The following is a 15,302-nucleotide window of genomic DNA, read 5'->3' as shown; positions in this document are numbered from 1 at the left end:
TCTCGTGTGTCCTCAGCCCTCGATCGGCCAGTCGAGGACCTCGGAGATGCCGCGGCCCAGGATCCACTCCAGCTCGTCGGGCGTGAAGTCCCAGTGCTGGGTGAACTGCTCGATGGTGTCGGTGTAGGTGATGCCGTGGCCGAGCAGGCGGGTGATGTCGGTGCCGTAGAAGCACCGCTGGGGGCCCAGCTTGTCGACCATCTCGCGCACGTACTTCTCGATGTTCTTGTTCGGGAAGGGCTGCGTCGAGTAGCCGGGGAGCGCGGAGACCTTGACGTAGATGTTCGGGTGGACGGCCAGGTCGGCGGTCTCCTGGACCCAGTAGCCGATCGCGTCGTCCACGCAGCGGGCCATGATGCCCATGTGGTCGATGATGATCTTCAGGCCGGGGTGCTTGGCGGCGATCTCGCCGAGCTCGCGCTTCCAGATCGGGGCGTGGACCATGGTGGGGATGCCGAGTTCCTCGGCGATCGGCCAGTACCAGTCGTTGGTGCCGTCGATCATCCAGTTACGGTCCTGCGGGCGGTGGAAGGTGAGCCGGGTGCCCTTGATGTGCGGGTTCCGGGCGAAGTCCTTCAGCATCGCGGTGCCTTCGACGGCGTTGTCCTGGGGGACGCGGGCCATGATGCCGAAGCGGTCCGGGTGGGCCTCGCAGGCTTCGAGGGCGTAGTCGATGCGGTTGCCCTCCCACGACGGGGGCAGGATCAGCGCCCGGTTGACGCCGGCCTCGTCCATCAGCTCGAGGGCCTCGTCGTAGGAGAAGGGGTCCTCTCGGTGTCCGTTGAGGCGGATGCGCTCCCGTGCGCCCGGGACCCAGGGGCGGTCCGGGGTCTCTTCCTTCCAGATGTGGATCTGGGTGTCGACAACGAACATGTCATCTGCCGTTTCTCTGCGAAGGGGGTGGTGAGGTGGTGCGGATGGAACGCTAGGTCGGCGAAAGGCCTTTGCCGAGCGCTGGGAGTGCAAGCAGTTCTTGCGCGAAAGTCCCCTGCGCGCAGGGCATGTTCAGGTTGCGCGGCTGTCGCCGAAGACGGTGTCCGCGATGTGTTCCGCGATCGCCATCGAGGACGTCGCGGCGGGCGAGGGCGCGTTGCGTACGGCGGTGACCGCACCGACTTGACTGATGACGAAGTCGTCCACCAACGAGCCGTCCCTGCCGAGTGCCTGGGCGCGTACGCCGGCTCCGCCGCGCACCACGTCACCGGCGTGGATGGCGGGGACGTACGCCTTGGCGGCCTTCATGTAGGCGTCCACCGACAGGGAGCCGTGCATCTCCTTGATGCCGGTGCGCCAGTGTCGCCCGGCCAGCCGCCACATGCCGGGGAAGCGGGCGATGCGGGCGAGTTCGCGCAGGTCGATGTCCGAGCGGCGGTAGCCCTCGCGGGAGAGGGCGAGGACGGCGTTGGGGCCGACCTCGACGTCGCCGTTCACGCGCCGGGTGTAGTGGACGCCGAGGAAGGGGTAACGCGGGTCGGGAACGGGGTAGATGAGGCCCCGGACCATGTGGGCCCTGCTCGGCGAGACCTTCATGTACTCGCCGCGGAAGGGGATGATGCGCGGCTCGTCCCCGTCGTCGGCGAGCCGGGCCACGCGGTCGCTCTGGAGTCCCGCGCAGAGTACGAGGCGGTCGACCCGCAGGGTCTCGGCGCCGGACGCCACCTCGATGCCGCCGCCGGTCAGCCGCGCGACGCGGGTGACCGGGAAGCCGAGCCGTATCTCTCCGCCGGACTCCACGATGTCCCGGGCGAAGGACCGGGCGACGGCGGTGTAGTCGGTGATGGCGGTGCGCGGTGAGTGCAGGGCCGCCAGGCCCACGGCGTACGGCTCGATCTCATGGATCTCGCTCGCGTCGACCCGGCGCAGGCCGGGCACCTTGTTCTCCAGGGACTTGGCGTACAGGGCCTCCAGGCGCGGCACTTCGTCGTCCGTGACGGCGACGACGAGCTTGCCGCACTCGTCGTAGGGCAGTCGCCGGTCACGGCAGTAGTCACGGATCATCGCCATGCCCTTGGTGCACAGCCGGGCCTTGAGGCTGCCGGGCGTGTAGTAGATGCCGGCGTGCACCACGCCGGAGTTGTGCCCGGTCTGGTGGACGGCGACCTCCTGTTCCTTCTCCAGCACGACGACCCTTGTGCCGGGGCGGCGCTGGGCGATCTCGCGGCCCGTGGCGAGGCCCACGATGCCGGCGCCGACGATGCCGATCGTCTCGTCAGCCATCGGCTTCCTCCTTTTGTCGTTCGGGGCGCCGTCAGACACCGAAGTGAATGGCGACGGTCTTGACCCGGGTATAGAAGCGCAGCCCTTCCTCGCCCTGCTCCTTGAACGGCGAACCTGAGTCCCGGAAGCCGCCGAAGGGGTGGTGGACGTCCCAGCCCGAGGTGGTGGTGTTCACCGCGATCTGGCCGCACTCGGCCTGGTCCGCGAACCGGTGGGCGGCGCCGAGGTCCTGGGTGAACACGGCGGCGGCGAGACCGAAGACGGAGTCGTTGACCGCCTCGACCGCCTCGTCGAAGGAGTCCACCGCGCAGAGCGCGACGACCGGCCCGAACACCTCCTCGCGCCAGATGTCGAGCTCCGGGGTCACCTCGCCGAGCACGGTCGGGTTGACGTAGCAGCCGTGGCTCAGCGCCTCGTCCGTGGGCCGGTCGCCGCCGGCGAGCACCGTCGCGCCCTGCTTCACGGCGCGCTCGATGTCGGAGAGGACGCTGTCGCGCTGCCGGGCGCTGACCAGCGGTCCCATGGTGGTGCCCGCGGCGAGTCCCGGTCCGACGCGCAGGGCGGCGGTCTCGGCGAGCAGCAGCGCGGTGAACTCCTCGTACACGGGCCGCTCGACGATCACCCGGCTGGTGGCGGTGCAGCGCTGTCCCGCCTGGGCGAAGCCCGCGGCGGCCACGGCCTGGGCGGCGGCGTGCAGATCGGCGTCGGCGAGGACCACCGTGGCGTTCTTGCCGCCGAGTTCGCCCTGGAAGCGGACGCCCGTGTGGGCGAGCGCGGCCCGCAGGCCCTCGCCGACCTCGTTGCTTCCGGTGAAGGTGAGGGCGGAAAGACGTGGGTCACGGAGCAGGGCGTCGGAGATCTGGGAGCCGCGTCCGGTGACCACGTTGAGGACGCCGGCGGGCAGGCCGGCGTCGTGCAGGGCGCGGGCGAAGTGCAGGGCGGCCTGCGGGGTGTCGGTGGCCGGCTTGAGGATCGCCGAGTTGCCCGCCGCGAGGCACGGGGCGAGCTTGCGGGCCGGGGTGATCAGCGGGTCGTTCCAGGGGGTGATGGCGAGGACGACGCCGATCGGCTCGCGCTGGTGGTGAGTGCGGGTGTCGGGGCGTACGTCGTGCACCAGCGTGCCGTAGCCCTGGCGGGCGATGCCCGCGTAGTACTCCAGGAAGTCGGCAGCCTTGACAGTCTCGCCGGTCGCCTCGGCGAGGGTCTTGCCCATCTCGGTGCTGAGGTCCTCGGCGATCCCGGCGACGCGCTCGCGCAGCAGCCGGGCCGCGTCGGTCATGATCCGGGCGCGTTCGAAGGGGCTGGTGCGCTTCCAGACGGCGAAGCCCTGTTCGGCGTGGTCGTAGGCGTCGGTGACGTCGGCGGCGCTCAGTGCGGGTACGCGGGCCACGGGGGTACGCAGATCCGCGGGGTCGTGGACGTCGATCCACTCGCCGGTCGCCACCCACTCCCCACCGGAGAGGGTTTCCAGGGTACGCATCAAGATCACTTCTCTCGTCCGCCGCGGTGCGGGGCCGCGGTCAACCGATGGGACGGCCCTGGGGCCGCAACGACAACACACGAGTGGGGGCCGGGCGGACCAGCCCCGCGGCGGCAGACATTGCTTTCGCTCCGCGCGGGTCGCCCATCAGGGGATTCGTGCTGGAATCGGCGGGCCCGACAGCACGCCCCACCCGGAGGAAAGACATGGCTTTCGCAGTCGTCGCCCACTACCGGTGCGCACCCGCCGACGAGGCCACCGTGCGCGCCGCGCTGCTGAAGATGCGCGAACTGACGCCCACCGAGCCCGCGAACCTCGCCTACGAGGTCCACGCGGAGGCCGGCCGGCCGGGGTCGTTCGTGCTCTACGAGCGGTACACGGATCGCGCGGGTTTCGAGGCGCACCGGGCGGCGGACCACTTCACGGAGTTCATCGTGGGGTGTGTGCTTCCCCTGCTGACGGAACGCACGGTGACGTTCGCCGAGGTGCTCTGAGCGGTCGGCGGGGAGACCGGGCGCGTTCACCGGCGTGCGCCGAGCCGTCGGCCGGAAGCAGGTGCGGCGCGCTCGCCGGCCTGCTCCGAGCCGTCGGCCGGGAGAGCGCCCGACGTGCCGGCCGAAGTACTCCGAGCCGTCGGCCGGGAGGCGGTCAGCGTCTCCCGGCCGGCGTCGGCCGGCGGTCAGAACTCGTTGCCCCAGCAGTAGCGGGCGAGCGTCTCCACCAGGACCAGTTTGCGGCGCTGGTCCTCCGCGCCGAGCAGCGGCCGGGCCGCCACGTCGGCGAAGCCGCGGGACGGCGCGAGGGCCATGTCCTCGATGTCCTTGATCTCGGCGGCGGCGTCGATGCGCGCCAGCACCGTGTCGATCTCCTCCAGCTCGGGCGTGGTCGCGTCCACGACGCCGAGGCACGCGTCCCGGTCCTCGGGCAGCGCCCTGAGCAGGGCGGTCTCGCCCGCCGTCCCCCGGTCGTACGGGAGGATCCAGCGGTCGGCGGGGACCTCGCCGTACAGCCGCTCGGCCCTGGCCCCGTCCACCGCGCCCGGTGCCTCCCAGCCGGGGCTGACACCGATCCGTACACCCTCGGGCCGTTCCTCCAGGCGCACCGCCATGGCCTCCACGGCGAGCGTGTCCGCGAAGGACAGCGCGCCGGGCGCGGCCGGGTCGGCGGCGAGGTGGCCGAGGAGCAGCGGGTTGTTCAGCTGGATCAGGCGGACGCCGCGGGAGACGAGCAGCTCGATCTCCGCGTGGATGATCTCCGCCAGGGTCTCGCCGAGTTCACGGGCCGAGGCCGGGCCGCCGGAGGCCGCGAGGCCGGGGTCGAAGGTGGTCGCGGCGAGGTAGGCCGGAGAGGGCAGGGACACCTTCGGAGCGATCACCGTCAGCTCGGCGAGCCGGGCCGCCCGGTCGGCCAGCAGCGGGCCGTTGGCCTTGGGCAGGGACTCGGCCACCCAGCGGGACAGCCCGTCGGGCCCCGCGTCCTCTGTACGGCGGAAGCCGGAGACGGCGCCGAGGACGGCTCCGCGGAAGTCCTCGCGGGGGAAGTCGCCGTCGGTGACGACGGTCGAGCGCACCTTCCGCTGGAAGGCCACCGCCTCGGCGACGGCGTCGTCCAGCGCACCCGGGTCGTCGCCCGGGGCGGTGAGGGTGACGGGGCGAACCAGGCTGCCGTGGTGGTCGATGCGGTAGTTGAACGTGTCCGCCATGGTTCAGGCACCCTTCTCGGTCTGCTCGGTCTGCTCGACCTTCTCGGAGTTCTCGGAGTTCTCGGTCTTCGCGGCGTCGCTAGCCGCGGTGCCGGCGACACCCCAGGCAGCGAACTCCAGTTCGTAACCGAGGGATTCGAGGACGTCGTCGGCGACCTGCTGGTCCTCGTCCGCGGTGCCGCCCGCGATGCCGAGTCCGCCGATGATCTCGCCGTCCTTCTTGATCGTGACGCTGCCCTCGGTGGCCATGATGGGCAGGGCCGCGCCGGGCAGTTGGGAGAGCTGCGCGAAGAAGACCGGCTGGCTCTCCTGCCACTTCTTCAGCATCTTGCCGGGGCGCTGCATCACGGCCGCGGTGTACGCCTTGGCGCGGGCGATGTCCGGGGTGAGGGGACGCGCGCCGTCGGACCGGCGGACGCTGATGACGAACCCGCCCGCGTCCACCACGGCGACGCTCACCGCCTTTCCCAGCGCCTGGGCGCGCTTCAGGGCGGCGCCGACGATCTCTTCGGCGGCGTCGAGGGTGAGGGTGCTCATGCTGCTTCCTTCTGTCCGAGAGTGCGGCGCAGGTGCGCGATGGCGTGGTTGTACGGGCCCGGCGTCTCCCAGTACATGGAGTGCGGGGCGTCCGGCACGATCTCCAGGCGGGAGCCGGGGAGCAGTTCGTGGGCGCGGGTCACGGTCTTCACGCTGAGCACCGCGTCCTTCTCGCCGAGCAGGAAGGCGATCTCGACACCCGAGTCCTGGATGTCCCGCAGGGAGGGCCCGTCGGTGTCGAGGTTGCGCAGGTCGGCCATCCTCGCGACGTTGAAGGTGCCCATCTGCTGGAAGAGGAAGGTGCGGTCGGCGCTCTCCTGCTGGAAGCGGCGGGTGAGGAGCCGGTCGATGACGGGCAGTTTGACGGCCTCGGCGCGGTCGGCGGCGGCCAGTTCGCGCAGTTCGGGGTGGCTGATGCCGCCGAGGGAGTGACCGAGGACGACGGAGCCGACCCGGTCGGGGCGGAGCAGGCCGGCGCGCAGGGCGGCCACCGAGCCGATGGACTGGCCCACCAGCATCACGTCGGTGAGGTCCTCGGCGTCCAGGACGGCGAGGACGTCGCCGGGGAAGTCCTGTCCGTCGAACTCGGGCCTGGACGAGTTCGGAGGGACCGGTGCGACGGAGTTGCCGAAGCCGCGGAGGTCCATGGTGACGACGGTGAACTCGTCGCGCAGCGCGGCCACTTGCTGCCACCAGGCGGCGTGGTTGCCGCCGCTGCCGTGCACGAGGAGGATCGCCGGACCGCTGCCGTGACGTTCGTAGTAGATGGAGGTGCCGTCGGAGTCGGCGAGGGGCATGGGAGGGTACTCCTAGCAGTACAGGGGAATGAACTCCGGTCCGCGCGCGCTCAGTTGGGGCGCCTGCCGTGGAAGACCAGCTCGATCATGGTGTGGTCGGGGTCGTGGATGTAGCAGAACTTGGACTGGTTCTCCGGGCGTTCGATCGGGCGGGTGTGCCGGATGCCCAGGTCCTTGAGGTGGGCGAGGAACTCGTCCCAGTCGTCGACCTCTACGGCGAAGTGGTAGGGCGCCATGCGCTCCATCTCCTCGACCGGGGTGAAGTGGAGGTCGAAGTTGCCGCGGGTCATGAGAACGACCCGGGTGTTGGACTTGGGCATGATGCGCTTCATCCCGAAGACCTTCGTGTACCACTCGGCGGTCCGGTCGGGGTCGGTGGTGGGGAAGTTGACGTGGTGGATGTAGCGCGGTGCCTTGCTCATGCGGAATTCCCTTCTGGGTGTACGGGGTTGGAGAGCACGCCGATGCCGCTGATCTCGACGTCGACGGTGTCCCCCGGCTCGATCTGGCACGTCGACTCGGCGCCCATCCACAGCACGTCACCGGGACGCATGGTGATGTGCCGGGTGATCTCGACGATGTGGTCGAAGGGGTCGAAGACCATGTCGCCGGTCCGGAAAGCGGCACGGACCTCGCCGTTGACCCGGAGCGTGGTCGTCTGCGCCAGCGCGTCGACGTCGGTCTCGATCCAGGGACCCATCGGCTTGAACGTGTCGCTGTTCTTGCTGCGCCAGAACGTGCGGTCCTGGTGCTGCCAGGCACGGGCGCTGACGTCGTTGCCGATCGTCCAGCCGAACACGCCCTCGCGGGCTTCCTCGTACGTCGCGTGCCGCAGCGTACGGCCGATGACCGCGACGAGCTCCGGCTCGGCCTCGAACCGCCCCGTCACCCCGGCCGGTTTGACGATCGGCGAGCCGTGGCCGGTCAGAGCGTTGTTGGCCCGGTAGCCCACTTCGGGACGGGTGGGGGCCTCGGCTCCGGCGTGCTGGATGTGCCGCGGGTAGTTCATGCCGACGGCGTAGAACACGGGCGGGACGACGACCGGCAGCCAGACCGCCTCGCCGCGCGGCACGGCGCCGATGACGGTGGGACCGCGTTCGCCGTGCGGCTCGCGCCGCGTGGCGTCCAGGGGCGAGCCGGACAACAGCTCGACGTCCCGCTCCCCCACGCGGCCCCACACCGCTCGTCCGCCGACCGACACCCGGGTGTATCGCATGGCGTCAGCCGGCCAGCAGATGGGAGACGCGCTTGGTGACCAGGTAGGCGTCCAGCGCCTCGGGCCCGCCCTCCCTGCCGTAGCCGCTCTCCTTGACGCCCCCCGAGGGTGCCTCGCTCACCGAGCCACCGCAGTGGTTGACGGAGAGGATGCCCGCCTCCAGTTCGCGCACCAGGTGCTCGGCGGTGGCCGCGGACTCGGTGAAGGCGTACGCGGCGAGACCGTAGGGCAGTTCGTTCGCGGTGCGCAGCGCCGCGTCGAGGTCGCTGAACGCGGTGACGGGCGCGAGCGGCCCGAACGGCTCCTCGCGCATCAGGTCCGCGTTCGGCGGTACGTCGGTGAGGACGGTCGGCGCGAAGAAGTAGCCCGCGCGGTCGAGCCGTTCGCCGCCGGTGCGCACCGTGGCGCCGCGGCGCACGGCGTCGGCGGTCAGCCGTTCCATCGCCCGGAGCCGGCGTTCGTTGGCGAGCGGCCCCATGGTCGTGCCCTCGGCCATGCCGTCGCCGACGACGACCGCCTCCGCCGCTTTCACGAACTCTGCGGTGAAGTCGTCGACTAGGTTCTCGTGGACGAGGAACCGGCTCGGCGAGGTGCAGACCTGGCCGGCGTTGGCGAACTTGGCCTGGGCGGCACGCCGGGCGGCGCGGGCCGGGTCGGCGTCCGCGCACACGATCACGGGGGCGTGGCCGCCCAGCTCCATCAGAGACGGCTTCATGACCTCACCGGCGGCCGCGGCCAGCAGTTTGCCCACGGGCACCGACCCGGTGAACGCGACGAGACGGATGACCGGCGAGGCGATCAAGTGGGCCGACACCTCGGCCGGTTCGCCGAAGACGAGGTTGAGGACACCGGCCGGCAGGCCCGCGTCCACGAAGCAGCCGACCAGGGCTGCGGCCGTGGCCGGGGTCTCCTCGGACGCCTTGATGACGATGGAGCAACCCGCGGCGAGGGCCGAGGAGATCTTGCGCATCGGTCCGCCGGCCGGGAAGTTCCAGGGGACGAACGCGGCGACGGGGCCGATCGGTTCACGGCGTACGGACAGCAGGGTGCCGGGGGCGGAGGGGATGATGCGGCCGTAGGCGCGGCGGGCGTCGTCGGCGTGCCAGCGCAGGGTGTCCGCGACGCGGCGGGCCTCTCCGGTGGCCTCGGCGAGGGGCTTGCCCTGTTCGAGGGTCATGATCCGGCCGACCTCGCCGGCCCGCTCGGTGAGCAGGTCGGCGGCGGTGTGCAGGATCGCGGTGCGGCGGGCGACGGGGGTGTCGCGCCAGGTCCCGAATCCCGCGGCCGCGGCGTCGAGGGCGCGGTCCAGGTCGGCGGTGGTGGCGAGGGGTACTTCTCCGATCACCTCTTCGGTGGCCGGGTTCACGATCGGGGCGGTACGTCCGGTGCCGCCTGGGCACCACTCGCCCGCTATGTGCATACGGACGGCGGGATAGCCGTGGTCGGTGGTCATGGCTGGGAGCCCTCTCAGGCCGGCGAACGAGGCGAATGGGGCCCGCGGCGCGAAGGCCGGGGGTGTGGGGCAAGCGCGGGGGGATTCCAGCGCGGGGGTACGGAATGCGCGGCGCCGCGTGCGGAGTGCGGCGCGCCCGTCAGGACGCGGGGGCGTCCTGCTGGTCGCGGTTGGTGCGCAGCGCCCAGATGTGGTGCGGCGGGGTGGTCTCGTGGACGCGGGTCTCGTACGAGTCGTCGACCCGGTCCATGTCGGCGGCGTACTCGACGCGTCCGCCGCAGGGCGCGTGCACGAAGCGGAAGACGTTGGAGCCGACGGTGTGGCGGCCGAGCCTGCGGGCCTCGCGCCAGCCCCGGTCGATCATGTGGTTGCCGCCCTCGATGACGTCGTCGAAGCCGGGGACCTCGTAGGCGATGTGGTTGACCCCCGCCTTGTCGGGACGGTGGCAGAGCAGCATGGTGTGCTGGTCGTCGTCGCCCGGTGCCTGCATGAAGACGCCCATGGGCTCGACGACGTCGGTCGGCCGGAAGCCGAGGCGGTCGACGTAGAACGCGACGGCCTCCTCGCGGCCCTCCTTGCGGATGTTGAGCGCGACATGGCACATGCGCAGGGGGCGTACCCGGGTGATGGCCTCCAGCGCGGTGTTCCAGCGGGTGACGCTGCCCAGCGCGTTGGCGGGCCGGGGGGTGACGTCGGCGGGCCGGGGCCGGGCCAGGGTGAGTCCGGCCCCGAAACCCGTCTCGTCCACCGTGTGGAACACCCCGGCGGCGTCCTGCCGGACGGAGCGGTCACGGCCGGCCGCGGCCACGAGGCGCTCCAGTTCGCGCGGGGTGTCGACGCCCCACACCACTTCGCGCAGGGTGGGTCCGGCTTCCACCGGTGGCGGGAGCAGCGGGCCGGGTTCGGTGTCGAGGTGGAGCGTCTGGCCGGTGCGGGTCTCGAACACGGCGTGCTCGTCGGTCCGTTCCAGCAGGAAGAGCCCGAAGTCCTCGAAGAACCGTACGCATTGGCCGAGGTCGTCGATGCTGTAGGTGACCGATTCGATTCTCTGGATTCCCATGGGTTCCTCGTTTCGCGGGTCGCCTGTGAGCGTAGGTATCGGGCGGCAGCGACCTCAACGGTCCGGGCTCGACGGAATCTGCAATCGTTTCTTGCGGCTACGACCGGATGGCCGGAATGGGATTCTGGGAGAACCACGCGGTGAGGAAGTCCAGGAATACGCTGACCTTGCGCGGGGTGCCCTGTCCGGGGCCGTAGATCGCGTACAAGGGGCGGTCAGGAACCGCCAGTTCGGGCAGCAGCACCTGGAGAGCTCCCGAGATGAGGTCGTCGTACGCCGACCGCTGGGGCAGCAGGGCGATCCCGCGGCCGTGCACGGCCGCCTTCTGCAGGGCGATGTAGGAGTTGGACGAGAAGGCGACGTTGCGGATCTTGTGCAGGGTGGAGGCGTGTCCGTGGCCGATGCGCCAGACCGGGTCGTTGACGTGCACGAGGCACTCGTGGGCGGCGATTCCGTTCGGCTCGGTGAGCGGGCCGTTGCGGTCGAGGTAGTCCTCGGAGGCGCACAGCACGAAGGGCAGCGACGCGATCTTCTTGAGGCGGACGCTGGAGTCCCGTAGGTCCCGGGTGTGGAATGCCACGTCGAATCCGCTGTCGAGGAAATCGTAGGTCCGGTCCGACATGCCTCCCAGTTCGAATCGGACCTGGATTTTGGGGTGGGAGGCGGAAAAGGCCGCTATCGCGTCACCGAGATCCAGACTCCCGATCCATTTGGGGCAGATGATGCTGAGCGTGCCCTCGGCACGGTCGTGCAGCTGGGCGATTCCGGCGTCCTCGGCCTCGATCTCCTCCAGGATGCGCGCGGCGAAGTCGGCGTACCGCTGCCCCGGCTCGGTGAGGCTGACCGAACGGGCCGTGCGGTTGACCAGCCGGACACCCACCTGCCGTTCCAGCTCGGCCACGTGGCGCGACACCAGGGAGCCGGAGGAGCCCAGCTTCTTGGCCGCGCCGCTGAAGCTGCCGACCTGCGCGACGGTGACGAAGCTGTGCATGAGGAGCAAGCGGTCCATGTTTCCCTCCGGAGGCCCACGGCTGCCAGGGGTGGGCCCCGGCGGCGTTGCCGGTTGTTCGGGTGTGCGGGCGGCGTCCGTCCCGGGGACGGGCCTCGCGGCGGTGCGGGCCTGGGTCGCGCCGGCCCGGAATGTCCCCATAGCGGCTCTATCAGGACATCCCAGTGACGACGGACGGGTGGCTCAGGACGCGCCGAGGAAGGCGCCGCTCATCGGGCGGGCGGCTATGACGTGGGGCAGTACTGCGGCGCCTTGGTCAGGTTGCCCTTGGTGACCAAGAGAAGAGGAATGTTGGCAATCTTGTCAACCTTCGGTTTGGCCAGCAGGCTGACGGTGCTCTTCACCGCCGTCTCGCCGATGACCATCGCCGAGTTGGCCACCGTGGCGGAGAAGCGGCCCTCCTTCACGGCGGCCAGACCCTCGTCGGTGCCGTTGACGGTCACGATCTTCACGTCCTCGGCACCGGCCGCGTCGAACGCCTTGCGGACGGCGAAGGCCATCTCCTCGTTGGCGACGAAGGCGTAGTCCAGGTCGGGGTGGGCCTGGATCATGTTCTCGGCCACTTCCTGCGCCTTGACCGGGTTGAACATGCCGGGCTGGTTCGCGACGACCTTCGCGCCGGCCGGCAGCTCCTTGGTGAAGCCGTCCACGAGCAGGTCGGAGGCCGCGCCGGGTGCTCCCGCGACCACGCCGATCTTCACGTCCCTGCCCGCGGCGTCGGTCCCGATCCAGTCCGCGTCCAGGGAGCCCACCTTGCGGAGGTCGACGACGGCCGCGCCCAGGATGTCGGCCGAGTCCGTGGGGACCACGGAGGTCAGGTAGATCGGGATGCCGGAGGCCTTGGCCTTGGCTATGTCGCCCGCGAGCGCGTCGACGTTGACCGTCTGCACGATCAGCGCGCTCACCTTGCGGGAGATCATGTCCTCGATGTTGGACAGCTCGGTTCCGGAATTCTGGTGGGAGTTGGCCGTGTAGACCTTGGCCCCCTCCGACTTCGCCGTCTGCTCGACGGCCTTCTGCAGACAGGTGTGGAACGCGGTGTCGGCGCCGTTGACGAACCCGAGGGTGACGGCGCCGGAACTCGCCCCGGCGGTAGAGGCGTTGTCGTCGTTGCCACAGCCGCTCAGCACCAGGGTGGTGCCGGCGACCGCGGCGAACAGCGCACGGCGGGAACGGGCGGAAAGTCTCATGGCGGACTGCCTTTCTTGACGGACCGAGGGCAGGGCGAATCACCTGCGGAAAGCGGGAGAAGAAGAGGAACGGGCGTGATGCCGCGTCAATGCCGTGCGACGCGGGCCTTGTGGACCTCGTTGGCGATGGCCGCGACGAGCAGGACGCCGCCCACGGAGACCTGCTGGTAATTGCTGGAGACCTGAAGGAGGTTGAGCGCGTTGGCCACCACACCGAGCAGCACGACGCCGAGCACGGTGCCGATCACGGTGCCGTGGCCGCCCGCCAGCGAGGTACCGCCGATGACGACCGCGGCCACGGCGGTCAGCTGAAGGGAGAGGCCGCCCGTACCGGGGCTGCTGGAACCGAGCCGGGACAGCAGCATCAGGCCGGCCAGACCGGACAGGGCGCCCGTGACGGCGTACAGCGTGAGCTTGCGCGCGGTGACGTTGATGCCGCTGAGCCGGGCCACGTGTTCGTTGCCGCCGATGGCGTAGGCGTCGCGGCCGAACACGGTGAACCGCATGACCAGAGCCGTCGCGACAAGGACCAGGACGGCGAGAACGAGCAGATAGGGAATGCCGAGGATCTTGTCGTTGCCGAGCGAGAACATCCTGGTGCCGATGGAGACGCTGACGCTGTCGAGCACCAGGAGCGCGACGCCGTCGAGCAGGGTGGCGGTGGCCAGGGTGACGACGAACGGGGCCACGTTGGTGAATGTCACGACGAGCCCGTTGACCAGGCCGATCACCGTCGCGAGCAGGATCGAGGCGACCACCGTGAAGAGGGTGGAATGACCGTGCGACAGCAACTGCGCCCCGAGGGCGGTGGTGACGGAGACATTGCTGCCCATGGAGAAGTCCATGCCGCCCGCGGTCATGAGCAGGGTGAGACCGGCGGCGATCACGGCGGTGACGCTCACCTGCCGCAGGATGTTGATCACGTTGGTGTCGGTGGCGAACGCGTCGGTCCGCAGCGCGGTGGCGACCACGACGACGACGAGAACGGCTGTCAGGCCGGTGTGCGGAGCGCGGCGCAGTGCGCCGAGCCGGTTCCCCGGCCGCCTCCGGTCGTGCGGGCCGCCGACCCCCGGGGCATCGGGAAGTGTCTTGACGCTCACTGGGGTTGACCTCCGAGTGCGGTGGCGACGAGCTCGTCGCGGGTGATGGCGGTGATGTCGTGTTCGGCAACCGTGCGGCCCGCGCTGACGACGATCACCCGGTCGGCGAGCCGCATGACCTCCTCGGCGGACGAGGAGGCGAGCAGCACGGCCACGCCGCGCGACGCGAGGTCGTCGACCAGGGTGTGGATGTCGGCCATGGCCGCGATGTCCACACCGTTCGTGGGGTCTTCGAGGAAGCAGGCGACCGGCTCGGTCTGCAGCCACTTGGCCAGCAGCACCTTCTGCTGGTTGCCGCCGGACAGGGCGCTGACCGGCGGATTGCCGGCGAGGGAGACCACTCCGTAGCTCCGCCGCAACGGCTGTGCGCGGCGGGCGAGTTCGGTACGGCGGTGCAGTCGCCTGCGGGCGAAGCGGTCACCGGCGAGCATCAGGTTCTCGTCCAGGGACATCCCCGGGACCAGGCCGAGCGCCCGTCGGTCACCGGTGACGCAGCGCAGACCGCCGGCGAGCGAGGCGCGCACCCGGCCGAACGGCACCGGGGCGCCGTCGACGAGGAGTTCACCGGTGTCGGGGCGGCGACGGCCGGAGAGCAGGTCGAAGAGGCGGGACTGCGCGTCGCCGGCCGGTCCGAGGACCGCGACGATCTCCCCCTTGCGCACCTCCACGTCGAGGTCCCGGACGGCCCGGCCGTCGCGCAGACCGCGTACCGCGAGGCCGATCTCGTCCTTGGGGGCAGGGCGTTCGGACCTCCGCGAGACGACGTCCCGGCCGACCATGCTGCGCACCAGCGAGGCCGGGTCGAGTTCGGCGACCGGTGCGCTGCGCACCACGGCTCCGTCCCGCAGCACGGTGAGACGGTCGGCGACGGCCATCACCTCGTCGATGTAGTGCGAGATGTAGACGACGGCGACGCCCTCGTCGCGCAGGGTGCGCACCAGGTCCCTGATCTGCTGGGCGGCCCCGGCGCTCAGACAGGCGGTCGGCTCGTCGAGCATCAGGATCCGGCCGCCGCGCCGTACCTCCCGCGCCACCTCCACCATGGTCTGCTCGGCGACGGTCAGCGAACCCGCGGTCCGCTCCACGTCGATGTCGATGCCGAGCCCCGAAAGAGCGTGCCTCGCCTCGGACTTGAGCGTCCTCCAGCGCACGGCGCCGTGCCGGGTGGGCAGATCGCCCAGCATGACGTTCTCGGCGACGGTCAGTCCCATCGCGAGTTCGCGGCGCTGGGGAACCGAGGCGATGCCGAGCCGTCGGGCCCTGCGCACGGTCAGCCCGTGCTGGACGTGCCCGCCGACCTCGAGGGTGCCGCCGTCCGCCTGGTGCACCCCGGAGAGGATCTGCACCAGCGTCGACTTTCCGGCACCGTTCATGCCCATCAGCGCGTGGACCTCCCCGGGGTACAGGTCGAGGTCCACGTTCGTGAGCGCGGCCGCCCCGCCGAAGCTCTTGGTGACACCGCGGACGCGCAGCACGGCATCGTGCGGGGTTCCGGCACCGTCGCCCGGCGGCGTCGGAATGCTGGGGGTCACGGCGGCGCC

15 protein-coding genes are annotated in these 15,302 nt (G+C 70.7%); 1 reads left to right on the top strand and 14 read right to left on the bottom strand.

The window, feature by feature from the left end:
* Nucleotides 1-12 precede the first annotated feature (12 nt).
* From OOK38_RS30355 to OOK38_RS30345, 3 genes are all read right to left on the bottom strand, one after another.
* Nucleotides 13-873 (bottom strand): amidohydrolase, encoded by an 861-nt coding sequence (locus tag OOK38_RS30355; protein ID WP_266755344.1) that lies wholly within the window; start codon nt 871-873, stop codon nt 13-15.
* 132 nt (nt 874-1,005) lie between these two features.
* Complete coding sequence (lhgO, locus tag OOK38_RS30350) at nt 1,006-2,217, bottom strand: L-2-hydroxyglutarate oxidase (protein WP_266755345.1); 1,212 nt, start codon at nt 2,215-2,217, stop codon at nt 1,006-1,008.
* Between the two features lie 31 nt (nt 2,218-2,248).
* Nucleotides 2,249-3,697 carry an aldehyde dehydrogenase gene (locus OOK38_RS30345; RefSeq protein ID WP_266755346.1) on the bottom strand — a complete coding sequence of 483 codons (1,449 nt, stop codon included), beginning with the start codon at nt 3,695-3,697 and terminating at the stop codon, nt 2,249-2,251.
* 206 nt (nt 3,698-3,903) lie between these two features.
* On the opposite strand from OOK38_RS30345, the gene OOK38_RS30340 reads away from it, so the two are divergent.
* On the top strand, nt 3,904-4,191 hold the full coding sequence (locus tag OOK38_RS30340; protein ID WP_266755347.1) for a putative quinol monooxygenase: 288 nt from the start codon (nt 3,904-3,906) through the stop codon (nt 4,189-4,191).
* 185 nt (nt 4,192-4,376) lie between these two features.
* On the opposite strand, the gene OOK38_RS30335 is transcribed toward OOK38_RS30340, so the two are convergent.
* The 11 genes from OOK38_RS30335 to OOK38_RS30285 form a co-directional block, all read right to left on the bottom strand.
* On the bottom strand, nt 4,377-5,399 hold the full coding sequence (locus OOK38_RS30335) for a methionine synthase II (cobalamin-independent)-like protein (RefSeq protein WP_266755348.1): 1,023 nt from the start codon (nt 5,397-5,399) through the stop codon (nt 4,377-4,379).
* Between the two features lie 3 nt (nt 5,400-5,402).
* Entirely contained in the window at nt 5,403-5,936 is a 534-nt protein-coding gene (locus OOK38_RS30330) for a heme-binding protein (RefSeq protein ID WP_266848989.1), read from the bottom strand.
* On the bottom strand, nt 5,933-6,733 hold the full coding sequence (locus OOK38_RS30325; protein WP_266755352.1) for an alpha/beta fold hydrolase: 801 nt from the start codon (nt 6,731-6,733) through the stop codon (nt 5,933-5,935). The genes OOK38_RS30330 and OOK38_RS30325 overlap by 4 nt, the downstream gene beginning before the upstream one ends.
* 50 nt (nt 6,734-6,783) lie before the next feature.
* Nucleotides 6,784-7,155, bottom strand: a complete 372-nt coding sequence (locus OOK38_RS30320) for a VOC family protein (RefSeq protein WP_266755354.1) — start codon at nt 7,153-7,155, stop codon at nt 6,784-6,786.
* A complete protein-coding gene (locus tag OOK38_RS30315) occupies nt 7,152-7,949 on the bottom strand; it encodes a fumarylacetoacetate hydrolase family protein (protein WP_266755355.1) in 798 nt (265 codons plus the stop codon). Before OOK38_RS30315 ends, OOK38_RS30320 begins: the two co-directional genes overlap by 4 nt.
* A 4-nt stretch (nt 7,950-7,953) precedes the next feature.
* Nucleotides 7,954-9,402 (bottom strand): NAD-dependent succinate-semialdehyde dehydrogenase, encoded by a 1,449-nt coding sequence (locus OOK38_RS30310; protein ID WP_266755356.1) that lies wholly within the window; start codon nt 9,400-9,402, stop codon nt 7,954-7,956.
* Between the two features lie 139 nt (nt 9,403-9,541).
* Nucleotides 9,542-10,462, bottom strand: a complete 921-nt coding sequence (locus tag OOK38_RS30305) for a VOC family protein (protein WP_266755358.1) — start codon at nt 10,460-10,462, stop codon at nt 9,542-9,544.
* 97 nt (nt 10,463-10,559) lie between these two features.
* Nucleotides 10,560-11,471, bottom strand: coding sequence for a LysR family transcriptional regulator (locus tag OOK38_RS30300; RefSeq protein WP_266755360.1), 912 nt, complete (start codon nt 11,469-11,471; stop codon nt 10,560-10,562).
* Nucleotides 11,472-11,695: 224 nt separating this feature from the next.
* Nucleotides 11,696-12,661 (bottom strand): sugar ABC transporter substrate-binding protein, encoded by a 966-nt coding sequence (locus OOK38_RS30295; protein WP_266755362.1) that lies wholly within the window; start codon nt 12,659-12,661, stop codon nt 11,696-11,698.
* An 86-nt stretch (nt 12,662-12,747) separates the two neighbouring features.
* A complete protein-coding gene (locus tag OOK38_RS30290) occupies nt 12,748-13,761 on the bottom strand; it encodes an ABC transporter permease (protein ID WP_266755364.1) in 1,014 nt (337 codons plus the stop codon).
* A complete protein-coding gene (locus OOK38_RS30285; protein WP_266755365.1) occupies nt 13,758-15,293 on the bottom strand; it encodes a sugar ABC transporter ATP-binding protein in 1,536 nt (511 codons plus the stop codon). Before OOK38_RS30285 ends, OOK38_RS30290 begins: the two co-directional genes overlap by 4 nt.
* Nucleotides 15,294-15,302 lie beyond the last annotated feature (9 nt).

The organism is Streptomyces sp. NBC_00568 (assembly GCF_026341855.1).
Lineage (GTDB): Bacteria > Actinomycetota > Actinomycetes > Streptomycetales > Streptomycetaceae > Streptomyces.
This window is presented reverse-complemented; position numbering and strand designations above follow the sequence as displayed.